Genomic DNA, 23,287 nt, shown 5'->3' on the forward strand with positions numbered 1-23,287 from the left:
ATGAGCACACCGTCGAAACCGGCCGCGTCCGGATCTGTTGCCGCATCCATCGCCGCGAACGCCATCAGGCTGTCCGAGGCGCTCGACAACCATATGCGCAACAGCTTTCAGCCCGAAAGCAAAAAGACACTTCGGAAGTTCCAACCTGCCGAGGTTTCGGAGCTGACCAAGATCAGCATGTCGAACCTGCGGACCCGCCATCAAGAAGGTGACTTTCCCGAGGTGGAAACGGACACCCGCGGACGCAGGCTCTATTCCGCTGCCGAAATCGACCAGATCCGCCACATCATGGCCAAGACCGGGCGCAATGGCGAAGCCTACCTGCCCGGCCGACGCTCTGGCGACGCGTTGCAGGTCATCTCGATCGTCAACTTCAAGGGCGGTTCCAGCAAGACGACATCGGCCATCCACCTTGCCCAGCGGTATGCGCTGCGCGGCTACCGGGTGCTGGCGATCGACATGGATCCGCAGGCCAGCTTGACGACGATGTTCGGCTACAGGCCGGAGATCGAGTTCGCAGAGGGCGGGACAATCTATGATGCGCTCAAATACGAGGAGCCGGTCCCGCTCAGTCAGGTCATCCGCAAGACTTATTTCCACAATCTCGATCTGGCTCCCGCCGGGCTGATGCTCTCGGAATACGAGACCGAAACGGCCTATGCACTGCAACACAAGATCGACCCGCCTTTCACGCAGCGCCTCGCAATCGCGCTTGATGAGGTCGAAGCGAACTACGATCTCGTCATCATCGATTGTCCGCCGCAGCTTGGTTTCACCACGATGACTGCGCTTTTGGCCTCGACCGGGTTGCTGATCACCGTCGTGCCGAGCATGCTCGACGTGGCATCTATGGCGCAATTCCTTGAAATGGCTGGAGAAACTGTTCGCGCTCTGGAGGAGGCTGCCGGGCCGATCCATTGGAATTTCCTCAAGTTCTTGATCGCGCGCTACGAGCCGACCGATGTGCCTCAGTCCCAGATGGCGGGCTTTCTGCGCTCAATCCTGCTCGATCAGGTGCTGACAACGCCGATGCTGAAATCGACCGCAATTTCCGACGCCGGCATGACGCAGCAGACGATCTACGAGATCGAGCCCTCGCAGGTTCTGAAGAAAACGCTCGATCGCATCCTCGAAAGCGTGAATGGCGTTGCCGACGAGTTCGAGAAGGTGATCCAGAAAGCTTGGTCACGGGAGACTGACTGATGGCGCGTCGCAACCTGTTCCAGCCCCCTGCCCCGCCGATTGCCGGCACCGTCGAGCCTCCGACCCCCGATGGCAAATCACGCTTCCCGAACACCGGCGCCATGAGTGGTGTCAAGTCCACGTTGAAGGATCTCTCGAGCAACGCGGTGCGCGAAATCGCGCCGGATATGATCGAGGAAGATGGCCCGAAGGACCGTCTGGCCTTTGCGGACTCCGACGTCGCGCAACTCGCCGAGAGCATCCGTCTTCATGGTCAGCAAGTGCCGATCATGGTGCGTCCGATGGCCGAAAAGCCGGGCTACTACCGGATCGTCTATGGGCGGAGACGGCTTCGAGCCCTGCGGCTCCTCGGTCAATCCGCGAAAGCTCTCGTCCGGGCCCTGAGCGATGACGAAGCGATCCTCGCTCAGGGCCAGGAGAATGCACAACGTCTTGACCCGAGCTTCATCGAGAAATCTCTCTTCGCGGCAGAACTGGCGGCAAGCGGCTATGAGACAGCTGTGATCCTCGATGCGCTGGCGGTCGACAAACCGATGCTGTCGCGCATGCAGAAGGTCGCTCGGAGTATCCCCGAAACCGTGGTCCGGATGATCGGCCCCGCGCACGGCATCGGGCGCCGCCGCTGGGAGGAATTGGCCGATTTGGTCAACAACCATGGCCTTGATTTGGCAGCCCTCGCGGAGGCAGCTTTGGCTCCGGCGAGCGAAACTTCGGACGGTCGTTTTGGGCAGCTTGCCGATGCGGCCGCGGCTGCACTTCGTGGGCCACTTACCGCGACGAAGACCCCCTCCCCTACCCTGCCGATACTGTCCGATGATGGTGTCCAGCTCGCTCGGGTCACGGATCAGGCCAAGACGGTTACAGTCAAGCTTTCGAAGGCCGATGCCCCAGGGTTCGCAATGTGGTGGCTGGAGAATGCAGAGGCCGAATTGAGGCGCATCTACAAGGAATGGCAGTCGACGAAAAAGGCCGACTGACGAGGCAAGAGCAGCAGAGAAAGGAGCACGAACGCAACCCGAAAAGTGAAAGAGCCCCCCAAGGTCATCCTCGGAGAGCCCCATCTGTCTTTTGCACCTTCAGATGTATCAGCTTCTCCGCAGCAGTCAACAACAACCGATTCGGTTGCCTAATCAATTTTGCCTTTGCGCAAGCAAAGGATGACCGAAGGGGCTTTCGAGCCCGGTTTGCCGTGAAAAATCGATGGCATTCATCCAAGCAACCGCAGCCTTTGGTTTGCGGGCATCTGAGGTGTTGTCCGCGGACAACGCTCCGCCCGAACGTTACATCATCATCGAGACCCTGCGAGCAGCAGCGCCACTTCTGGGATTGAAGCCCACCGTCCTCGCGACGCTCGAAGCGATGCTCTCCTGTCTTGCACCGAAACGTAATCACAACATGGTCTTTGCGTCCAACCTGACGCTCAGCGCGCGCCGCAATGGGATCTCTGATCGAACGCTGCGCCGCCATGTATCCGCATTGATGGATCTCAATCTGCTCGAGCGCAAAGACAGTGCAAACGGCAAGCGGTTCACGAAATACGATCCGACGCATAAGCAATCAATCTATTTCGGCTTCGATCTGAGCCCGTTGTTTTGCAAGCTCGACGAGATCGCGGCACTCGCGGTTCGCGCTCGCCAACAAACGGAAGAGATCGCCTATCTCAAATCTAAACTCCGCGCGCAAATCCGACCAATGCTAGAGGCGGATCCCAGTGACCATCGTGCGCTCGATATCCTACGCCGTCTTCGCAACAAACTGACGATTGAAGAGCTTTCCAGCATGTCTGAGGAGCTGCCCGACACCATTGGGGAAACCGCCGTTGCTGGTGGAAAACCCTCGTTGCGAGCGGAGGCAATGTCCGCCAGCAACGGCCAAAATGTCCGCCACCATCAGAAATCAAAAAAAGAAAATACTGAAAAAGAAACAGCGAACGCCAATGACGGCAGACCCGGAGAGAGCCTTTCCCTTCACGAATTGATGAAAGCCTGTCCAGATGCAGCCGCGTTTTCGCTGAGAAACATCGAAGATTTTGCCGATGTGGTCACACATGCCCAGACGCTTGCACCGATGGTTGGTATCGACGGCGCTACGTTGAGACAAGCAGAGCGCTGCATCGGAACTCTGCCAAGTGCGATCACCATTTGGGCAATTGTTCAGTTCCACGAACGCATTCGAAACGTTGGCGCTTATTTCCGAGCATTGACGAGCGGTGCAAGAAGCCGCGAATTCAATGCGGTAAGGCTCGTGAAGCGATTGAGCAAACTCTCGGCAACACATCTCGTGACAGCGTAAGTTGTCCGCGGACAACACGCTTGGCTGAGGGAAAGTGAGAGAGGAGCTGTTTGAAGGGTGACGGGAAATGAGATCGGGAGAGAGGCTTCCGGCACCCGTCGCGGAGAAGATCTGATGGCGAAAGCTGCCCAGAAAATCACCCTGTCTCCCTCGCGGGACATCCCCTTCGAAAAGCTCGTGTTGAGCCAGTCCAATGTCCGGCGCATCAAGGCCGGTGTTTCGGTCGAGGAACTGGCCGAGGATATCGCGCGCCGCGGGCTCCTGCAGAGCTTGAACGTCCGCCCCATGCTCGATCCCGAAGGTGTCGAAACCGGCATGTTCGAAATCCCGGCCGGGGGTCGCCGGTTCCAAGCGCTGTCGCTGCTGGTCAAGCAAAAGCGATTGGCGAAGACTGCGCCGATCCCCTGCATCCTGCGTGACGCCGCGTCCGACATCCTTGCAGAAGATGACTCGCTTGCGGAGAACATGCAGCGCGTGGCCCTGCACCCGCTCGACCAGTTTCGCGCTTTTCAGGCTCTGCGCGAGAAAGGTCAGGGGGAGGAGGCGATTGCAGCGGCCTTTTTCGTCACGCCGCAGATCGTGAAACAGCGGCTGAAACTCGCCTCCGTGGCCCCTGCCCTGCTCGATGTCTACGCAAATGACGGCATGACGCTCGAACAGCTGATGGCTTTCACGGTGAATCCCGATCCTGCGCGCCAGGTCCAGGTCTGGGACGCGGTGAAGAACTCTTGGAACAAGGAGCCCTACACGATCCGGCGCATGCTGACCGAAACCTCGGTGCGCGCCTCGGATCGTCGCGCAATCTTTGTCGGTGTCGCGGCCTATGAAGCGGCTGGCGGTGTCGTGATGCGCGATCTGTTCCAGGGCGATGATGGCGGCTGGTTCGAGGCCCCTGCCCTGCTCGACCGGCTGGTCGCCGAGAAACTTCAGGCCGAGGCCGAGGCGCTTTCCGCCGAGGGCTGGAAGTGGATCGAGGTGGCGACCGACCTGCCCTATGGCTACAGCCACGGGCTGCGGCGTCTGGCGGGCGATCCGGCGCCGATGAGCGACGCGGAAAGTGCCTCCCATGCCGCGCTGCTCTCCGAGTATCGTGCGCTCGAAGCCGAATACTCCGGGCAGGACGAATACCCCGAGGAGATCGACGCTAGGCTCGGGGCGCTTGAACTGGCGATGGAGACCCTCGAGCAGCGGCCGCTGCTCTTCGACCCGGCTGAAGTCGTCCGCGCCGGGTCCTTCGTGACCGTGGATCGCGATGGCCGTCTCGCGGTCTATCGTGGCTATGTGCGGCCCGAGGATGAACCGAGCGAGGAACTTCCGACTGAGGATGCTGCAGGTGCCGAGGTGATGGGGCAGAGAGGCGATATGGATTGCGCGACCGTCATCACCTCTGCCGGTCAGCCCGTCGGAGGGGAACTTCCCGACGACGAGGAAGACGGTGCGTTGAAGCCCTTGCCCGAGCGGTTGGTGATAGAGCTGACCGCCCACCGGACGCTCGCCCTGCGCGAGGCCATCGGCCGGTCGCCCGACGTTGCGCTGACCCTTCTGCTTCTGAAGCTCGTGACGGACACGTTCCGCACCTCCAATGCCTCGGGGAGCTGTCTTGACGTTTCCGTGCGTCACGTCTTCATGTCGGCGCAGGCCCCAGACCTGAAGGACAGCGTGGTGGCGAAGCTGGTCAATGAACGCCATGCTGCGTGGGAGGCCGATCTGCCTCTCGGCGACGATGCTGCGCTCTGGGATTACCTGACGGTGCTTGACCAGGGCAGCCGTCTGGCGCTTCTGGCGCATTGCCTCAGCTTCGGGATCAACGCTCTCCACGAGAAGGTGAACCCCTATGGCGCGGGCATCTCGGCCAGCGGTCTGACGCGGCGCATGGCGCATGCCGATCTCGTGGCGCGTGCGACAGATCTCGACATGGTCGAGGCGGGTTGGGCGCCAACGGTCGATGGCTATCTGGGCCGCGTGCCCAAGGCCCGTATCCTCGAAGCCGTGCGCGAGGCGAAAGGGGAGGGGACCGCTCAGCTTCTCGACCACCTGAAGAAGGGCGAAATGGCCGTCGAGGCTGAACGGCTGCTCAAGGGCAGCGGTTGGCTTCCGGAGGTCTTGCGCCGCGCCGATCTGATCGCTCTTGGCCACGAAGAGGGCGTGGAAGGGCAGGGGGAGGACACGGGTGTGCCCGCGGAGGTCGATCTGCCGGCCTTTCTGACCGCGGATCTGCCCGACAGCGTTGTGCCGATGATCGCTGCGGAGTGACCGAGGCCATTCGAGGGCGGGGAAACCCGCCCTCGATCCGAAAACATCATTAATATCAATATGATGAATGCGAATATTCGCATTCGGGATGAGGAACCATGTCTCCAACCACCATCATCGACACAGCTCCGCTCGGGGCGTTGATCCGCTACACCGACGGCAGTCCCAAACCGCCCGCACGCTTCACCAAAAAGCTCGCGGCTTGGGAGCGATCGAACGGCGTCGGCCGTCTCGTGAAGAAGGAACCGCCCCGTGCCTATCCGACTTGGACGGCACCGGCTTCCTTCACGCTGCATGAGGGGAACTTCTCCTCGGACGGGGTTATCCTCGTCACCATCATGCGCAGCCACTCGGCGGACAGCCGGCTGGTCTTCGAGGTGGCCGAGGAACCGAAGCCGGGGCAGGTGCGCGTTCTTCTGGACTTCGGCGGCAACACCGAGCTGCTGCATCTGGCGGAGTCCATCACCGCGGCCGAGCTCTGGATCGCGCGAGAGGGCTATCGCAACGCCCGTCTCGAAATCGTCGGCAGTGCGGACAGCGATAGGGCAGGGGGCGCGGACCTGGCCGCCTGAGCCCTGACAAGGCGTGAGGGGCAGGCCCGCTGGCCGACCCCTCACCGACCACAACCTCGCCCCGCGATACTGCGGAGCGCCAAAGGTTCCATCCCCCAAAGACGGAGGTCGTCAACCACGAGCGTGGCCGGGAGGCTGGCAGCGTATCAAGCATCTGCGGGACAACCGGCTCCTGTCGTTGGGGGACCATCCCCCGCTCGCCATTCCCTTCCTTGCCCCGAATCCCGTCTTCGAGATCAACCCGCAAGGGGTCGGACTACGGGCAAGCCCGTGCCGCCGGGCGGATTCGGCCCCGTTTGAAGAGGGGGCCGAACGCACCCGGTGATGTCAGCCAGTCTTCGGGCCTGCGGGGTCCTGTCGCGCGGGGGACGGTCCCCCGCCTCCCAGACAGGAGCCAAACAGATGTCCCGCAAAGATGCTCACGCCTTCGCCGCCTCCCTCGCCGCCACGCTCATGGTTTCGATCGTCGTCTTTCAGGCAGGGGATGGAACCTTTGGCGCTGTCCCCGCCGATGAAATCGACGGCGACGAGGTTCAAGTGGTCGCCGAGGTCGATCCGTGGGCGTAAGCCCACGGACCCCTCGGGGTCTCAGGCAAGGAGAGGGAATGGATGCGCGGGCGCACCGCATCCCTCACGCCGATAGTTGCGCCAAAATCGCTGATTTTGTCAGTGATAGACGCGTTTGGGTTTTAGGCGATGTGTTTGACGCGAAGAGCCCAAAACTGCCAATCAGTTCAGTCTGGCTCGATAGAGGCCACTACCCTGATCTCGACGACAGCGCCCTCCCTACGCAATCCTGCAACCTCAACGGCTGTCCATGCAGGAAAAGGATCCGAGACATAGTTGGAGCGGACTGCGCAGAACGTATCGAAGTGATCCCGCAGCCCGACGTGGTAGGTAGTCATCTCGACAATCGAGTCGAAGCCCAGTCCGGCCTCCTGAAGAACTGCACCAATCTTTTCAAATGCCTGCCGGAACTGAATTTCCAGATTTTCGGGCATGGCGCCATCTGGTCCGCTTCCGGTCATGCCCGTCACAAAGACGTGGTTGCCAGAAATGATCCCGGGGGAAAGCTTGATCAGATCAGCCGTGGCCCGTGACCCTCCCACTGGATAGAGTGCTCTCCGCGCCATGTTCTCTCACTCGTCAGGTATGAAGTCACTGTGTCCGAACACGTCGATTACGTCAACGACCGCTCCGTCCCGCATCGGCGACATGTAAGTGCGGTCCTTCTGCGGAGTTCGCGATTGGCCACATCGCGCGAACGAAGATCCAGCATGTCGATGTTCGTCTGTCGTCCTTGTTGGTCTGTTCCGCCGTTTTCGGTCCTTTTGGCATTGCTCCCCGCCCGCCACCTTCTCCCCTTTCCGGGGCTTTTTCTCGCCGCCGGCAGCCCGGTCTCCGGTCGTGCGCTGCCATGCCGGTCCATGAGGATCTCGGGTCCGCCGCTCGTCGTCATCTCCTTGGCCTTCCGGGCACGGCCGCAGACGAGGTGGGCTCTGGCCGCGTTGGTGTCTGCCGCCCAAGGTCGCGCGCGGTCGGGGCCGTCTTGGTGCCGTGGCGGGATGAGCGGGTCTGCTGGCCCCCCCTGCGTTGTCCTCGCTCGGCACATCCCTTCGACGCACAATCCCCTAAGCCTGTTCGGGCGCGGGCGCGCAACCCCGCTCCGGTCCGGGCCGTGTTGGCCCCTGCGGGGCCTGCCCGCGCCACCCCGGCCCCTCGGGGGTTTCCGGCTCGGTTCCCGCGCCGTGCACGCCGCGCCCGACAGGCTTCTTCCGGGTCTTGTCGAAGGGACGGTCCCGGCGACAGGACACACAGGAGCTTACCATGCAGAACATCGTCATCCTCGCCGGCAACATCGGTCAGGCCCCGGAGGTCCGCGCGACCCAGGGGGCTACCCGGATCACCAATTTCAGCCTCGCCACCTCGCGGCCGCGGCTCTCGGAAGGCCGGGTGCTGCGCGACGAGAACGGCTACCGGATCATGGACACGGAATGGCACCGCATCACCTGCTTCAACGGTCTGGGCAAGACGGTGGCGGAGCACTGCGAGAAGGGGATGAAGGTTCTGGTGCAGGGGCGCATCCACTACACGAAATGGACCGACGCGGCGGGCGTGGATCGCTACGGCTGCGAGATCATCGCGGAGCGGGTCGACTTCCTGAGCCGCCCGAAGGCTGCCGAGGGCGAAAGCCCCGAGTTCATCGACCGCGACGACGAGATCCCGTTCTGACGAACGGGGCCTCGGCCAAAGCCCGGCAGGGAAACCTGCCGGGCATGAGCTGCGCTGATAACACTCGCGCAGCACGGCATCGTCACGGTTTGACAAACTTTGCCAAATCGTGTCACCATTTTCGAGAAGGAGATCGCGACCATGGCAACGATGAACGTCTCTCTGCCGGATCCCATGAAGGCCTGGGTCGAGGCTCAGACCCAAGATGGGCGCTACAGCAATGCCAGTGATTATGTTCGCGATTTGATCCGCCGTGATCAGGACCGCCTGCAGGCCATTGCCGAGTTGCAGCAGATTGTCGATGAGGGTCTGGCAAGCGGCCGGGGTGCGCGTCTGGATGTGGAGGCTTTTCTTGCCCGCAAGCGGCAACAAGATGCCAGAACCGAAGATCGTTGAATACCGGCTCTCACCTGCAGCGCTGAGCGATCTCGACGCGATCTGGGATTATAGCGCACGCATGTGGTCCGCCACGCAGGCTGAAACGTATATCCGCGGGCTCGCCTCTGACATGGACCTGCTGGTGCAACACCCGGGCATAGCGCGCGAGCAGACCGAAATCCGCCCTCCCGTCCGTCTCTATCGCTCGGGATCGCATCTGATCATCTACCGTATCGAAGCGGAGTGGCTTGGGGTGCTGCGCATCGTGCATGCGCGGCAGAACTGGGCCGCTTATCTGAATGCGTGACCCGACGCTTGCGCCGCCACCTGTGCTGTTGAGGGTGATGATCATCAAGAGGGCTTGAACATGAAGGTCGAGGACGAAGAACGCATCGCTGCCATTCTCTCGAAGATCATGGCCATGATCTGCATCCGCAACACGCGGCTTGAGGATTTACATGCCGGACTGCAGCCGGTGACCCTGACAGGCGATTATTCGGACGTGAACGTGGTCGACGGGACGGGTCGGACCATTCCGTGGCGCGAGGTGTCGCATCTCGATGATCAGCAGATGGCGGATTTGATGCGGGAGGTTGTCGACCGCCTCTTCACCTTCCACATGCGGCGGGACGATCCAAGTTTTCGGGACCATCTGGACCGCTGGATGGCTGCGTCGAACAAATGGGACAACCCGATGCTCGACAAGGCATTTCTCGATGCCGTGGCAGGACTGGGGGCTCCCCGGAAAGCCTGATCTATGTGCAGGAATGACGCGATCTAGGCTTGAGCCAAGGGCTTCTCCTGCGATCCGCGTCTCGCGCGCCAGCGTCCTTGAGAGTGAGAGGAGTGCCGGTTTTCCGGTGACGGGTTGAGGGCTGGGAGAGTGGCTCCCGGCGCCTGTCGCGGAGGAATGCCGATGGGCGTTGTGGAAGTTCTGGATCCAGTCGCACCGGCGCGGGCTGGTGGCTGGAAGGTGGATGTGAGCCGGGGGGAGCGGAACGGGCGGGTGTCGTCCGAATGGTTCAACCGCCCTGATGACGAGCGGTATCTGTCGCTCGACGATCTCTGGGCATCGGTGAAGGGGCGCTCCGAGCGCAGCCGCAGCCGGGTGGTGCAGACGGTCGATATTCGCGTCGAGGCAGCACGCGACAGCGCCGAGCGGCTGCATCTGGTTCTGCCGAAAACGCACGAACCGGTTGCGCCCACGCATTGGGCCTTCGGCCAACTCGCCAGCATCGTCGGCGCCCCAGCCTCCTACCTTCGGCAGCTGCCCGCGCCGCTCGCCGGGATCAACCTGCAATATGGCCTTTCCAACCATCGCGCCGAGCAGGTCAAGACCTTCGAGACCGAGGATGGCCGCACCGAACTGCGCGCCGTGACGGGGCCCGATTACGGCCGTATCCACGATTACGAACTTGTCGAGGCGGTGCAGCGCCTCGCGGGCAATGGCACGGGCGACACGCGCTGGAAGGTGCCGGGTGTGCTCGACTGGTCGACGGGGGTTTACAATCCCGATGTCGAGATCAGCCGCGACACGACCACGCTCTATGCCTCGGATCGCGACGTCTTCCTGTTCCTCGTCGATGATCACAACCCGATCGAGGCAGGTCGCCTGCCCGACGGCTCCCCCGATCTCTACTTCCGGGGCTTCTATTGCTGGAACTCCGAGGTGGGCGCGAAGACGCTTGGTATGGCGAGCTTCTACCTTAGGGCGGTGTGCCAGAACCGCAACCTCTGGGGCGTCGAGGAGTTCCAGGAGATCAAGATCCGCCACTCGAAATACGCCGCCTCGCGCTTCGCCCATGAGGCGGCCCCGGCGCTGACGCGCTTTGCCAATTCCTCACCGCAGGGGTTCGTGAACGGCATTCAGGCCGCGCGGCAGCAGATCGTGGCGCGGAACGACGAGGACCGGGATGATTTCCTGCGCAAGCGCGGCTTCTCGAAGGCCGAATCCGGCAAGATCATCGAGAAGGTGCTGATGGAAGAGGGCCGCCCGCCCGAGAGCATCTTCGACTTCGTGCAGGGGATCACCCGGCTCGCGCGCGACAAGACCCAGCAAGATGTCCGCCTCGACATGGAAGGGCGGGCCAAGAAACTGCTCGACCGGGTCGGCTGAGGCGACACCCTGCGGAGCGGCCACTCACATGCGTGGTGGCCGCTCCTCTTCCCGTTCATCCGCACGCCGCTGACCCCGCGCCCGAACGGGCAGGGGCTTCGGCGCTTGCAATTCAGCGAGACCCCCATGACCCCCCAGGAAGAAACCGTGATCCTCGAGGCCCGGGACATCCTTGGCCGATACCTCAGCCAGAACCCGGTCATCGGCAGCTGGCAGGCGCTGCTCGACTATTGCGCGCTCAGCGTGCGCGGACCGATCGAGCGGTTCCATGTGCTCTATCTCGACCGCAAGAACCGCATCATCTCCGACGAACTGCTCTCGACCGGAACGGTCGATCACGTCCCCGTATATCCGCGCGAGGTGATCAAGCGGGCGCTGATGCTGAACGCAAGCGCGTTGATCCTGATCCATTATGTGGCGCGCCACATAATGTACCTTTTGTGCCCCGTTTTCTTATGTGGCCCGCCGTCAAGATTAGCAGCTCTTTCAATGGCTTGTGGAATGAAGTCGGACACATAACGGCGCATGCCGTGCAACATGACCGCACCTGTCATTTTCCAGAAGGATGCTTGTCATGTTGGAACGCCATTTCAGGTCGCTCAAGGTGATCGACCGTATTAGAGCCCAGTGGCTTGGGCCGCAGATCGAGCGCTACGCTCAATCGCTTGATGAGTTACATACCGGTACCGCCACTGTTCGGCAGCATCTTCGGGCCCTCGGGCACTTCAACGATTTTGTCGTTGGGCGCGGCGCAAAACGCCTTGATGAACTGCCCGACCACGTAGATGCGTTTGTCAGCCACTGGTTTGCTGAACACGGCACGTGGTGCAAGAGCCCACAAGATCGGGCGACAATTGTCTCTCAGAGCCGTTTGCCAGTGGAGCGGATGCTTTGCCTAGCCCTGCCCTGTTTCACACGGCCGAGCGACCGCCAGGCCAATCCCTTCTACGTCAGCGTGCCCGGCTTCTTCCCTTTCCTTCTCAACGAGAAAGGACTGCGCCAAGCCACGCTACAAAAATACACCTACACCCTGCGCCCGTTCGAGTCATACTTGGCACAGGCGGGCATAACCTTGTCGGCGCTTTCCCCGGCGTCCATCACCGATTTCATCAACGTCCGCGCGGAGGCATTGCATAAGTCCGGCATGCTCGGCACAATGGGCGCCTTGCGTGTCTTCCTCGCCTATCTGCACCGTGAAGGCATCATCGCCAACGATCTCACGCGCAGTCTTCCGCGCGGCCGCGTCTATCGGCGAGCATCCATTCCACGCGCCATTTCATGGCCTGATGTCGAACGCCTGCTGGCCAGCGTCGATTGCCGCTCCGACTTGGGCAAGCGCGACTATGCCATTTTGACATTGCTCGCCAGCTACGGATTGCGTGCGAGGGAGATAGCAGCCCTGTGCTTGGACGATCTTGACTGGGAGCATGACCAGATCAGCATCCCAATGCGCAAAGGCGGCCATTCGACCCGATATCCGTTGTCGGCGACAGTCGGCGAAGCAGTGATCGCCTATTTGCGGGTTCGGCGCACGGATATCGCTGATCGCCAAGTCTTCTTGGCCGCAAGATCGCCATATACCCCTATGACGCATACGGGGGTCTCGTGCATGGTTTCTGGCCGCATGCGCAGAATTGGCATTCAAGTTGCTCGTGCCGGCTCTCACACATTGCGCCATGCCTGCGTTCAGCACCTTGTAGAAGCCGACCTGCCGTTCAAAGTCATTGGCGATTACGTCGGTCATCGTCACCCAGCATCCACATTGGTCTATGGCAAGGTGGCGGTGCACAAGCTGCGAGAAATGGTCATTGCCCAAGGGGAGGACGTGCTATGACCGCCCCCTGGAACAGCTTTCAAAGCATCCTAGCCCCTCAGATCGAACAATACCTGCGTGCAAAACGCGCCATGGGATGCAAGTTCGCCTGCGAAGATCGCCAACTTCGGCTGCTCGATCGATTTCTCAACAACCGCGGCGTGGAAAGCCTTGAGGCGATTGACGCACAGTGCTTGCAGGACTTCTTGGATTCCCGCACACGCACCAACCCGCGCAGCTACAACAATCTGCTCGGAGATGTTCGACGATTGTTCGATTGGATCGTTAGCCAGCAAATCCCTGGTGCCTCACCGGTAACGATCAAGCCTCAGCCGCAAACAGCGCGACAGCTGCCCTACCTGTTCTCGGACGAGACGATCCGCCACCTGCTGACTTTGGCCGCAGCATTGCCGGATAACGCGCGCGCGCCACAGCGCGGCCTTATCTATGAGATGATCTTTGCCTTGCTCGCCGGACTTGGCCTACGCGTCGGGGAGGTTGCTCATCTGCAATGGGGCGATGTGGACTTGGTGCGAGACATTGTGGAGATCCGCAACACCAAGTTCGGCAAGGACCGACTTGTGCCCTTTGGGCCCAAGTTGGCCATCAGGCTACGCAACTACCGCACACAACGGGAACAACATGGGTTCGCCTGCTCGGGCGCCAATCACCTGTTTTCCTGGAATGGTCGTAGCCCGATCAGCACCAACAGCATCCGCAACACGTTCCGTGATGATCTGTTGCCCCAACTCGCCCTTGCGATACCGCCTGGGGTTTTCGGCCCACACGTTCATGGCCTGCGCCATTCATTCGCGGTGCGCACCCTGCTGAACTGGTACCGCCAAGGGATCGCGCCAGCCGACCGTCTTCATCATCTGTCCACATTTCTGGGGCATCTCAATCCCAACAGCACAGCAGTTTATCTGACCATCACGAACGACCTGCTCGATGCCGCCAACCACCGCTTCGAAGCCTTCGCGCCGACGTTGACCGATGGAGGCGAAGCATGACGCAGCCAAACTTTCCGGCATCCGTGCACCATTACTTTCTGGAGTATCTGCCGCGCCATAAAGGCCTGCAATCCAGCACAATCCGCAGCTATCGAGATAGCCTCCGCCTGTTTCTGATCTTCGTGGCCGATGCCAATCGGATCGGGGTCAGTAGTCTCGGGTTCGAGCATTTGGACTACTCTGCTGTGCAGGCATTCTTGTACAACATGGAAGTCGAGCGTGGTAATGCGATCAGTACGCGCAACCAACGCCTGACAGCCCTGCATGTTTTTTTCGAATATCTCGGCAGGACGGCACCAGAGATGTTGCCGGTTAGCGCCAAGGTCGCAGCCATACCGATGAAGCGCCATCAGCGTCCAGAGATGAAGTTTCTGGCACGTGATGAAGTCGAGGCGCTCTTTGCCTGCATCCCCGCCCAGGATCGACTTTCGCTACGCGACCGTGCACTCCTCATGCTGCTCTACAATACCGGCGCGCGCGTCTCAGAGGTCGCGCAACTGAAGGTGGATCAACTTGATTTGGCGTCACCGGCCCGGGTCAGGCTGCTGGGCAAAGGGTCAAAGTGGCGAACCTGCCCTCTGTGGAGCCAGACTGCCAAGGCCTTGCAGGCCATGCTAGATGAACGCGCCACAGTTCTCTCGCCGGATACCCTTGTGTTTGTCGGAGCCACAGGCGGCGGGATGACCCGTTTCGGCATTTACAAGCGCATTCGCCATTACGCCAAACTCTGGGAGGCGGCGAGCGTACAAGCGCTGCGCACCCACATCACACCCCATGTGTTTCGGCACACAACGGCGGTCCATCTCCTCGAGTCTGGGGTGGAGGTTAACGTCATTCGGGGCTGGTTGGGGCACGTCAATCTGGAGACGACCAATCGTTACGCCGAGATCACCATACGCATGAAGGAGGAAGCTCTGAAACTTCTTGAACCGGTTGCAAATACAGGCGCGCGAAAATCCGCATGGCGAGATGACGCGGCCATGCTGGCGTGGCTATCGTCACTGTAGCGCCATGACGCTGGGCGGCATGATTGACCGCCCAGCGTCTAAACAATCATTCTTCGCCAAAAACCAGGAACCATCGATGCCAGCACGCGAGCGCCGTTATGTGCTCGACTTTGCCTCAGAAGCCATTGAAAGAGCTACTGATCTTGACGGCGGGCCACAAAAGAAAACGGGGCACAAAAGATCCATAACCACCCTTCGGGGGATCCGACGCCGTCGGAGGCCGATCTCAGCATGACCAAGGAGATCCAGAAGGGCTGCCGCTATCTCGGCCTGACGCTGCATGACCACATCATCGTCGGGGCTGGCTATGAGCTGAGCTTGAGGGCCCTCGGCAAGCTTTGAGGCCAAGCCGGGTCCTGAACCGTCGCCTTTCGAGGAAGAGGGCGGCGGTTTTGGGGTGACGATGATGGCGGGGAGAGAGGCTTCCCGCTCCCGTCGCAGGAGAATTTGAGATGCTCGATCAAGGGTTCCATGCGCGAAAGGCGACACCGAAGACGCGGTTTGACGCCAATGCGTTCCCCTCGCACAATCCCGATCTGCCCTTCGTTCTGAAACTTGTCGCCCCGGATAGGGGCGCGGCAATGGCCGGGCAGGACCGCCCGGTCGAGCTTGACAGCTATGCGTCGCTCGCTGACGCGATGTTCGCCGCGGTCGTGCTGGCGCAGGAAGTCGGCGCCGATGTCGCACCGCACATGATGGTGATCCTCGATCGTGAAGAGCGGCTCGTTCTGGCCGGCGAGTTGGCGGACGGCGCGATAGCCTGGTGCAACCCGGTCCTCTCCGCGCCCGAGGCCCGTTCGGTGTTGCGCGAGGCGAGCGGCTTGCGTGCGCGGGCGAGCCAGGCGGCCGGATGGCGCGAACATGGGTTCGTGGCGCATCTGCGCCGTCGCGCGGATCAACTCGAGGGGCGTCTTGTCGATCCGCTCTGGCGTGTCATCGCCGCCCGCGCGCTGCAGTTTACGGCGTGAAAACCGAGAGATCGAGAAGGGCAGGGGGGCTTAGGGCGCCGCCGGGCAGAGAGATCGCCGGGCCGTCGTCCCCCCTTTTCCCGAACCGGAGTTGAACCGATGACCATGAACAAAGTCCCCCTGCGCGCCGCAAATGGCGCTCTCGGCCGTCGATCTGGTCCGGATCTTTGCCGCGCCGCTGACGTGACCGATCCCGCCTATCTGCGCCTCGGCCTGCCGGTGACGGCATCGCCGCTGGCCGTCCTTCGCGCGGCGGTCCGGGCGCTTCATTCCGATACCCGCGCTGTTCGCGGGTTTCGGGCGGCGCGCAAGCGGTTTTACCGGCAGATGCTTTGCGCACATGCGGCGCGTCAGGCCGCAGGCGACCAGTGCACCGGCTGAGCGCGCCCGCCCATCCATTCGTTCCAATCCAGCGCCCGGCCCCTTGGCCGGGCTTTTCACTCTCAGGAGGTTCCCATGGCGGACTACTTCACCCATTTTTCGTGCCTGATCGATGTCGGGACGGCCGAAAAGGCCGCCCGCGCGCTCGCGCTATTTGCCGATTTGCGCGCGGCCGATCAGGACGCCGACGACCCGGAGGTCGCGGGGTTCGATCTGGCGCTTCAGGATGCACCCGAGGGCAGCATCCTCTGGATTCATGACGACGAACACGGCGATGTCGAGGCCGTGATCCGCTTCGTGCTGCGCCTCGCCGAAGAACTCGACCTCACCGGCCTTTGGGGCTTCCAATACGCCCTGACCTGTTCCCGGTCCCGCCTCGATGCCTTCGGCGGCGGCGCGCATGTCATCGATCTGGGCGCGCGCAAATCCATCGGTTGGACCAGCACGAACGAATGGCTGACCGCGGCGCTGAACGGGGAGGACATCGATGGCTGAGGTGATCTGCACCACCGTTTACCAGTTCGCCGAACTCTCTGACGCGGCCAAGGAGACAGCGCGCAGCTGGTATCGCGACCTCGCGCCCTATGACGATTGGTGGGACGCGGTCTATGAGGATTTCGAGCGCATCTGCGAGAACCTCGGCATCCGCCTGAAGACCACGCCCGTCCGCCTGATGGGCGGCGGGACGCGGGCCAAGCCCTGCATCTGGTTCTCCGGGTTCTGGAGCCAAGGGGACGGCGCCTGCTTCGAGGGCTACCTCCACAACGCCAAGGGTGCGGCCGCGCGCATTCGGGACTATCCCCCGATGGACGCGACGCTGCACGGCATTGCCGACCGGCTGCAGGCCATCCAGCGCAGGAACTTCTATCAGCTCGCCGCCGAGGCGACCCATCGCGGACGCTACTACCACGAATACAGCATGTCCGTGGATGTCACGCGCGACAGCCCAACCTGTCAACCGCCCACCGAGGGTGCCGAGGAGATCGTGGCCGAGGCGCTGCGCGATTTGGCCCGCTGGCTCTACCGCCAGCTTCAGGCCGAATACGAGCACCTCACCTCGGACGAGGCAATCGAAGAGGGGATCATCGTCAACGCGTATACCTTCACCGAAGAGGGGCGGCGCTTCGGGTGAGTTCGCTGCTTTCGAAGTACTTTCCCGATCAAACTCTTGATTTGTACGTCAATGTGGCGTACATGACGGAGGGGAAAACAGGAGGCGACCATGCTTGGTTTCCACGACACCACGCGCGCGATCGATGAGCGTAACGAGGCCCGGATGAATTTCCGGACGAAGCCGCGCATCAAGACAGCGATTCAGCAGGCGGCGGCGCTTTCAGGTGTCGACGATTCCGTCTTCACCATGAATGCCGCCTACCAGGCAGCGCTGGCAACGATTGCAGCGCATGAACGGACGGTGCTTCAGCCGGTCGATCATGACGCGTTTTTCTCGGCGCTCGATACTCCGGCAGCGCCGACAGACGCCTTGCGCTCGGCCTTCCGTCGGCATGGCAAAACGGTTGTGTCGCAGTAGATGGCTGCATCACAACCGGCCTCTTACATCATTGAGCCGTTCGATCCCGAGAGACATGATCGAGCGGCTTTTTCTTGCGGCGTCGAACAGGTCGACAACTACTTCCAGAAGACGGCCAACAAGCTCGCCAAGGCGGACAATGTTCGTCTCTATGTGATGGTCGATCCTGGCGGCACGGTTATCGGTTTCTATGCTCTCAACGCGCATGCCATTCACTTTGCGGATTTACCTGCAAAGTTCGCGCGGACACGTCCGACCCACGGCAACATTCCGGCCGCATATATCTCGATGATCGGGCGTGATCAAACGTTCAGTGGGGGCGGGTATGGCGGCGATTTGCTTGTCGATGCGCTCCGCCGGATTGCGGTTGCCGCAGATGCCATCGGCGTCGCTGTCGTCATGCTCGATGTTCTCGACTGTGGCGATACCGACCGCGTGGCCCGCCGCAAGGCGCTATACGAAAGCTACGGCTTTCTGCCGCTCGCATCTAACCCGCTGAGGATGTTCTTGCCAGTCAGCGTCGTTCGAAAACTTATCGCTGAAGAGTGAGCCGTGCAGTTGAAGGACGCGGCGCTTGCCGAGCTGGCCGGTGCCGTCCTCACCTGTTCCCATCGATCCATTTCGACATCAGCCCCTTGTCGCGAAAGCACTCCTCTGGCACGGCGCGCCGTTTGATTCGGGCGAGCTTTTCGGCGAAGGCCACCTGCTTGGAGGTCGGCCGCTGGTCCACCTCAGACATCGGCTGCAGCCGGGCTTGCGCGTCGATCCAGCCGCTCAAGGTCCTGCGGTCCTGCTGCACGTCCCATGGCAGGAGGGTCCCGTTGCGCAGGGCGAGCGCGCGCGCATAGGCGATCTGCTTGGGCGTTGCGGGCAGCGCAGGCGCGGTGCTTTCCATGGTCGAACTCCCTTGCTGGCGTGGCTTCCAAAATAGAACATAACGGGAACAAAATCAAGCGGGGCGACACAGGGTCGAGAGGGAGAGATGGGTCGGGAAAGGGCAGGCCTGAGGGTGCCTGAGAAAGGGTGTCCGGGCTGGTCCTATCCCTCATTCCGGAGTTTCCCGATGACCTTTCTTCCTCCTGTTGCGCCTGTGACACCCGTGCGGTCTTTGGACCCGGCGCCGGCGATCCTCGCTGTTGCCGAAGCGCTGCAGCCCGATCTCGCACAAGGCAGGCCGATCGACGCTGCGCGTCTGCGGCTTGAGATGGAGCGCGCCTTTGGCGGCTCCGATGCGTCGGGCGTCTGGGATTGGAAGCTCGCCTATGAGGCGGGCGAGGTGGCGCTTGTCCTCTTCCTGCGGAAATTCGGTCGCGCGCTTCTTGCCCGGGGGGGCTCGCCTGCGGCGCTGATGCCGATCCTGACGAAGGTCGCGGGCCTTCTGCCGAGGCATACCCGCCGCTCGGAGGAGATGGAGCGATTCCAGCAATTCTCGACGCCGCTGCCCATGGGACTCGCGGCCCTTGCCGCAGCGCAGATCACCCGCCAAGACCTTGTCCTCGAGCCTTCGGCCGGGACCGGGCTTCTGGCGATCCTTGCCGAAATCGCGGGGGGCAGCCTTGCGCTGAACGAGCTCGCGGGCATGCGCGCCGATCTTCTGCAATTGCTGTTCCCGGGCAGCCCTGTCACCCGCTTTGACGCCGCGCAGATCGACGATCATCTCGACGCAGGGCTGCGCCCGAGCGTCATCGTGATGAACCCGCCCTTCTCGGCCCTCGCCAATGTCGAGGATCGAACGACCGAGGCGACCGCCCGGCATCTGCGCTCTGCGCTGGCGCGTCTCGCGCCGGGTGGGCGGCTTGTCGCCATCACGGGGTCGGGGTTTGCGCCCGACACCCCGGCTTGGGCCGAGGCTTTCGCGCGTCTGACGGAAACCGCGCATCTGGTGTTCACCAGCGCGGTCTCAGGTGCCGCCTTTGCACGGCATGGCACCAGCTTCGAGACGCGGCTCTCGGTCTTCGACAAATGCCGGGGCGGCGAGGCGGGTGGGATCACGGCTGATCTGCGACCGTCGATCTCCGCCGACGCCGCACATCTTCTGGCCCAGATCGTGCGCGAGGTTCCGCCCCGGCTCGAGTTGGGTCGGGACGCCCTGACAGGGCAAGGACGTATATTCCCCTTCCCGGGGATTCCTGCCCCTGCCGCGCGCAGGCCGATCAGCCCGGCGCGCTCGAGTTTTGCCGCGCGACCGGCGCAGGTTCTTACGCCGAGCGAGGCCGAGGAGATCGACTATGCGCTGCGTGGTGCCACCGAGGAAGGCAGCACGGCGCATCTCTCGGATGCGATCTACGAGACCTTCCGTCTGCAAACGATCGACATCCCCGGCGCGGCCGCACACCCGACCAAGCTTGTGCAATCGGCGGCGATGGCCTCCGTTGCGCCCCCGAAACCGAGCTATCGTCCCAAGCTGCCCTCCGCCGTCCTGCGCGACGGCCTGTTGTCCGACGCGCAGCTGGAGACTGTGATCTACGCGGGCGAGGCGCATTCTGCGCATCTCGCAGGATCGTGGACCGTCGATGAAACCGGCGACATGGTCTCGGCCGCGCCCGACGATGCCGCCGACGCCGTCCGCTTTCGTCGCGGCTTCTTCCTTGGCGATGGCACGGGGGCGGGCAAGGGCCGCCAGTCGGCCGGGATCCTGCTCGACAACTGGGCGCAGGGCCGCCGCAAGGCGCTCTGGATCTCGAAAAGCGACAAGCTTCTTGAGGATGCGCAACGCGACTGGTCGGCCCTTGGTCAGGAGCGGCTTCTGGTGACGCCGCTCTCGCGTTTCGCGCAGGGGCGCGACATCCCGCTCTCCGAGGGCATTCTCTTCACCACCTATGCGACGCTGCGCTCGGAGGAGCGCGGCGCGAAGAAATCCCGCGTCGATCAGATCGTCGACTGGCTGGGGGCGGATTTTGACGGGGTGATCCTTTTTGATGAAAGCCATGCCATGGCGAATGCCGCCGTCGCGAAGGGCGAGCGGGGTGATCATGCGGCCTCGTTGCAGGGCAGGGCGGGTCTGCGCTTGCAGCACAGGCTGCCCAATGCTCGCGTGGTCTATGTCTCGGCGACCGGGGCCACGACGGTGCACAACCTCGCCTATGCGCAGCGCCTCGGGCTCTGGGGTGGCGAGGACTTTCCTTTTGCCACGCGCGCCGAATTCGTCGAGGCGATCGAGGCCGGTGGTGTCGCGGCGATGGAGGTTCTCGCGCGCGATCTGCGCGCGCTCGGGCTCTACACCGCCCGCTCGCTTTCCTATGATGGTGTCGAATACGAGATTCTGGAACATGCGCTCACCCCCGAACAGCGGGGCATTTACGATGCCTATGCCGAAGCCTTCGCCATCATCCACAACAATTTGGCGGCTGCGATGGAGGCGGCAAACATCACCGGCGAGAGCGGCACGCTCAACCGTCAGGCCAAATCGGCCGCGCGTTCGGCCTTCGAAAGCGCCAAGCAGCGCTTCTTCGGTCATCTGCTCACCTCGATGAAAACCCCCACGCTGATCGGCGCGATCGAGGCCGATCTGGTGGCGGGCCATGCGGCGGTCGTCCAGATCGTTTCCACCGGCGAGGCGCTGATGGAGCGGCGTCTGGCCGAGATCCCGACCGAGGACTGGAACGACATCCGCGTCGACATCACGCCGCGGGAATATGTGCTCGACTACCTCGCCCATTCCTTCCCGGTTCAGCTCTACGAGCCTTTTACCGACGGTGAGGGGAATGTCTCTTCCCGTCCCGTGGTGCGCGACGGCCAGCCGGTCGAATGCCGCGAGGCCGCCCGCAGGCGCGATTCGCTGATCGAAAAGCTGGCCTCGCTGTCGCCCGTGCCGGGGGCGCTCGACCAGATTGTGCAGCGCTTCGGCACCGATCTCGTGGCCGAGGTCACGGGCCGGGCGCGCCGGATCGTGCGCAAGGGCGAGGGGCGCGCGGCGCGGCTCGTCGTCGAAACCCGCGCCGGTTCTGCCAACCTCGCGGAAACCGCCGCCTTCATGGATGATCAAAAGCGCATCCTGGTCTTCTCCGATGCAGGCGGCACCGGGCGCAGCTATCACGCGGATCTCGGCGCGAAGAACCAGCGCCTGCGGGTCCATTACCTTCTTGAGCCGGGCTGGAAGGCAGATGCAGCGATCCAGGGGTTGGGGCGCACCAACCGCACCAATCAGGCGCAACCGCCACTCTTTCGGCCGGTGGCGACCGATGTAAAAGCGGAGAAGCGGTTCCTCTCGACCATCGCGCGCCGTCTCGACACTTTGGGTGCCATCACGCGCGGCCAGCGCCAGACCGGCGGGCAGGGTCTCTTTCGCCCCGAGGACAACCTCGAGTCGCCTTACGCCCGCGACGCGCTGCGCCAGCTTTACCGGCGCCTCTATCGCGGCGATGTGGCGGGCTGCTCGCTTGGTGACTTCGAGGATGCCACGGGCCTCAGCCTGACCGATGACAACGGGCTCAAAGATGATCTGCCGCCGATCACGACCTTCCTCAATCGTCTGCTCGCGCTGACGATCGACATGCAGGCCGTGCTGTTCTCGGCCTTCGAAGAGCTTCTCGATGCGCGGATCGAAGGGGCCATCGCCGCCGGTGTCTATGACCTCGGGCTCGAGACGCTGCGCGCCGAGAGCTTCCGCGTCACGGATGCGCGCGTCATCTACACTCATCCCGGTTCCGGCGCGGAAACCCAGCTTCTGACCATCGCAGAAAAGCGCCGGAACACGCCAACCGCGCTCGCGGATGCGCTCGATTGGCTCGACGACAGACAGGCGCGCCTTTTGGTCAACAGCCGGTCGGGCCGGGCGGCGGTCGAGGTGCCCGCCGCCAGCCTGATGCTCGAAGACGGCACCATCGAGCCGCGCCTGCGGCTGATCCGTCCGACCGAGACGGGCACGCTGCCTGCCAAGATGATGGAGGACACCCATTGGCTGGAAGCTGACCGTGCAGCTTTCACCGCCGCCTGGAGCGTGGAGCTGGCCGAAGTGCCAGAGTTCTCGGAAACCACGCTCCACATCGTGGTAGGTCTGCTGCTGCCGATCTGGAAGCAACTTCCTCAAGACGAAACCCGCGTCTATCGGCTGCAGACCGATGACGGTCAGCGTCTCATCGGTCGCAGGGTCTCGCCCGCCTGGGTCGCGGCCACGCTGGCAGATGACGCGCCAAAGCTCACGGGGGCGCAAGTCCATGCGCTCGTTCTGGAGGGCAAGACCACCGTGCGCCTGGCCGAGGGGATGGAGTTGCACCGCTCCCGCGTCATGGGCGTCAACCGGATCGAGCTTTCCGGATTTTCCGAGGCGGCCAAGGACCGGCTCAAGGCCGATGGCTTCTTCTCGGAGATCATCAGCTGGAAGCTGCGCCTCTTCTGTCCGGTCGATGCCTGCGGCATTGCGGCACTGGAGCGCCTTCTTGCACGCTTCCCCGTCCGGGGCCTACATGCCCGGACGTGTTAACGAGTGTACCGATGTCCTTGCAAATCGAAGACCTGCGGCGCGATCTCGCGCAAAATGCGGAAAGCGTTTGTCGCCATTATCTTCCCGCCGGGCGGATGCTGTCCCACGG

General features: G+C 62.5%; 25 protein-coding genes. 23 read left to right on the forward strand and 2 right to left on the reverse strand.

Annotated elements, in window-relative coordinates:
* From repA to AC4PTB_RS18065, 6 genes are all read left to right on the forward strand, one after another.
* On the forward strand, positions 1-1,203 hold the full coding sequence (repA, locus tag AC4PTB_RS18040; protein ID WP_492192709.1) for a plasmid partitioning protein RepA: 1,203 nt from the start codon (positions 1-3) through the stop codon (positions 1,201-1,203).
* The gene (repB, locus tag AC4PTB_RS18045) at positions 1,203-2,180 is read left to right on the forward strand and encodes a plasmid partitioning protein RepB (protein WP_492192710.1); all 978 of its coding nucleotides are present in this window, start codon (positions 1,203-1,205) and stop codon (positions 2,178-2,180) included. Before repA ends, repB begins: the two co-directional genes overlap by 1 nt.
* Before the next feature lie 223 nt (positions 2,181-2,403).
* On the forward strand, positions 2,404-3,495 hold the full coding sequence (gene repC / locus AC4PTB_RS18050; protein ID WP_492192711.1) for a plasmid replication protein RepC: 1,092 nt from the start codon (positions 2,404-2,406) through the stop codon (positions 3,493-3,495).
* 114 nt (positions 3,496-3,609) lie between these two features.
* Entirely contained in the window at positions 3,610-5,748 is a 2,139-nt protein-coding gene (locus tag AC4PTB_RS18055; RefSeq protein WP_492192712.1) for a ParB/RepB/Spo0J family partition protein, read from the forward strand.
* A 98-nt stretch (positions 5,749-5,846) separates the two neighbouring features.
* Positions 5,847-6,320, forward strand: coding sequence for a UCP036055 family protein (locus AC4PTB_RS18060; RefSeq protein WP_492192713.1), 474 nt, complete (start codon positions 5,847-5,849; stop codon positions 6,318-6,320).
* A gap of 402 nt (positions 6,321-6,722) precedes the next feature.
* Positions 6,723-6,887 (forward strand): hypothetical protein, encoded by a 165-nt coding sequence (locus AC4PTB_RS18065; RefSeq protein WP_018001789.1) that lies wholly within the window; start codon positions 6,723-6,725, stop codon positions 6,885-6,887.
* Positions 6,888-7,054: 167 nt separating this feature from the next.
* Here AC4PTB_RS18065 and AC4PTB_RS18070 read toward each other — a convergent pair whose 3' ends face one another.
* Positions 7,055-7,453, reverse strand: a complete 399-nt coding sequence (locus tag AC4PTB_RS18070) for a RidA family protein (RefSeq protein WP_492192714.1) — start codon at positions 7,451-7,453, stop codon at positions 7,055-7,057.
* Positions 7,454-8,147: 694 nt separating this feature from the next.
* Between AC4PTB_RS18070 and AC4PTB_RS18075 the strand changes: the two genes are divergently transcribed.
* The 16 genes from AC4PTB_RS18075 (at position 8,148) to AC4PTB_RS18150 (ending at position 18,305) form a co-directional block, all read left to right on the forward strand.
* Positions 8,148-8,552: a single-stranded DNA-binding protein gene (locus AC4PTB_RS18075; protein ID WP_444451368.1), complete on the forward strand. Its 405-nt coding sequence runs from the start codon at positions 8,148-8,150 to the stop codon at positions 8,550-8,552.
* Positions 8,553-8,693: 141 nt separating this feature from the next.
* Positions 8,694-8,948: a type II toxin-antitoxin system ParD family antitoxin gene (locus tag AC4PTB_RS18080; RefSeq protein ID WP_492192715.1), complete on the forward strand. Its 255-nt coding sequence runs from the start codon at positions 8,694-8,696 to the stop codon at positions 8,946-8,948.
* Positions 8,926-9,237, forward strand: coding sequence for a type II toxin-antitoxin system RelE/ParE family toxin (locus AC4PTB_RS18085; protein WP_492192716.1), 312 nt, complete (start codon positions 8,926-8,928; stop codon positions 9,235-9,237). The genes AC4PTB_RS18080 and AC4PTB_RS18085 overlap by 23 nt, the downstream gene beginning before the upstream one ends.
* Positions 9,238-9,297: 60 nt before the next feature.
* The gene (locus AC4PTB_RS18090) at positions 9,298-9,684 is read left to right on the forward strand and encodes a hypothetical protein (protein WP_492192717.1); all 387 of its coding nucleotides are present in this window, start codon (positions 9,298-9,300) and stop codon (positions 9,682-9,684) included.
* Between the two features lie 162 nt (positions 9,685-9,846).
* A complete protein-coding gene (locus tag AC4PTB_RS18095; RefSeq protein ID WP_492192718.1) occupies positions 9,847-11,046 on the forward strand; it encodes a DUF932 domain-containing protein in 1,200 nt (399 codons plus the stop codon).
* Positions 11,047-11,172: 126 nt separating this feature from the next.
* Positions 11,173-11,565: a JAB domain-containing protein gene (locus AC4PTB_RS18100; protein WP_492192719.1), complete on the forward strand. Its 393-nt coding sequence runs from the start codon at positions 11,173-11,175 to the stop codon at positions 11,563-11,565.
* A 55-nt stretch (positions 11,566-11,620) separates the two neighbouring features.
* A complete protein-coding gene (locus AC4PTB_RS18105) occupies positions 11,621-12,880 on the forward strand; it encodes a tyrosine-type recombinase/integrase (protein WP_492191322.1) in 1,260 nt (419 codons plus the stop codon).
* Positions 12,877-13,869 carry a tyrosine-type recombinase/integrase gene (locus AC4PTB_RS18110; protein WP_492191323.1) on the forward strand — a complete coding sequence of 331 codons (993 nt, stop codon included), beginning with the start codon at positions 12,877-12,879 and terminating at the stop codon, positions 13,867-13,869. Before AC4PTB_RS18105 ends, AC4PTB_RS18110 begins: the two co-directional genes overlap by 4 nt.
* Positions 13,866-14,876, forward strand: a complete 1,011-nt coding sequence (locus tag AC4PTB_RS18115) for a tyrosine-type recombinase/integrase (protein ID WP_492191324.1) — start codon at positions 13,866-13,868, stop codon at positions 14,874-14,876. The genes AC4PTB_RS18110 and AC4PTB_RS18115 overlap by 4 nt, the downstream gene beginning before the upstream one ends.
* 231 nt (positions 14,877-15,107) lie before the next feature.
* A complete protein-coding gene (locus tag AC4PTB_RS18120) occupies positions 15,108-15,218 on the forward strand; it encodes a JAB domain-containing protein (protein WP_492192720.1) in 111 nt (36 codons plus the stop codon).
* Between the two features lie 110 nt (positions 15,219-15,328).
* Entirely contained in the window at positions 15,329-15,844 is a 516-nt protein-coding gene (locus AC4PTB_RS18125) for a DNA repair protein RadC (RefSeq protein WP_492192721.1), read from the forward strand.
* 99 nt (positions 15,845-15,943) lie between these two features.
* Complete coding sequence (locus tag AC4PTB_RS18130) at positions 15,944-16,225, forward strand: hypothetical protein (protein WP_492192722.1); 282 nt, start codon at positions 15,944-15,946, stop codon at positions 16,223-16,225.
* 75 nt (positions 16,226-16,300) lie between these two features.
* On the forward strand, positions 16,301-16,720 hold the full coding sequence (locus AC4PTB_RS18135; protein ID WP_492192723.1) for a hypothetical protein: 420 nt from the start codon (positions 16,301-16,303) through the stop codon (positions 16,718-16,720).
* The gene (locus AC4PTB_RS18140; protein WP_492192724.1) at positions 16,713-17,357 is read left to right on the forward strand and encodes a DUF8835 domain-containing pootine; all 645 of its coding nucleotides are present in this window, start codon (positions 16,713-16,715) and stop codon (positions 17,355-17,357) included. The genes AC4PTB_RS18135 and AC4PTB_RS18140 overlap by 8 nt, the downstream gene beginning before the upstream one ends.
* A 90-nt stretch (positions 17,358-17,447) precedes the next feature.
* Positions 17,448-17,756 carry a type II toxin-antitoxin system TacA family antitoxin gene (locus AC4PTB_RS18145; protein WP_037239399.1) on the forward strand — a complete coding sequence of 103 codons (309 nt, stop codon included), beginning with the start codon at positions 17,448-17,450 and terminating at the stop codon, positions 17,754-17,756.
* The gene (locus AC4PTB_RS18150; RefSeq protein WP_492192725.1) at positions 17,757-18,305 is read left to right on the forward strand and encodes a GNAT family N-acetyltransferase; all 549 of its coding nucleotides are present in this window, start codon (positions 17,757-17,759) and stop codon (positions 18,303-18,305) included. It abuts the gene before it with no gap.
* A 49-nt stretch (positions 18,306-18,354) separates the two neighbouring features.
* On the opposite strand, the gene AC4PTB_RS18155 is transcribed toward AC4PTB_RS18150, so the two are convergent.
* Positions 18,355-18,651 (reverse strand): hypothetical protein, encoded by a 297-nt coding sequence (locus AC4PTB_RS18155; protein WP_492192726.1) that lies wholly within the window; start codon positions 18,649-18,651, stop codon positions 18,355-18,357.
* Positions 18,652-18,819: 168 nt separating this feature from the next.
* Between AC4PTB_RS18155 and AC4PTB_RS18160 the strand changes: the two genes are divergently transcribed.
* Positions 18,820-23,178: a strawberry notch-like NTP hydrolase domain-containing protein gene (locus AC4PTB_RS18160; protein ID WP_492192727.1), complete on the forward strand. Its 4,359-nt coding sequence runs from the start codon at positions 18,820-18,822 to the stop codon at positions 23,176-23,178.
* Positions 23,179-23,287: the final 109 nt, after the last annotated feature.

The sequence above is a fragment of the Rhodobacter sp. 4.3.4 genome (assembly GCF_058724655.1).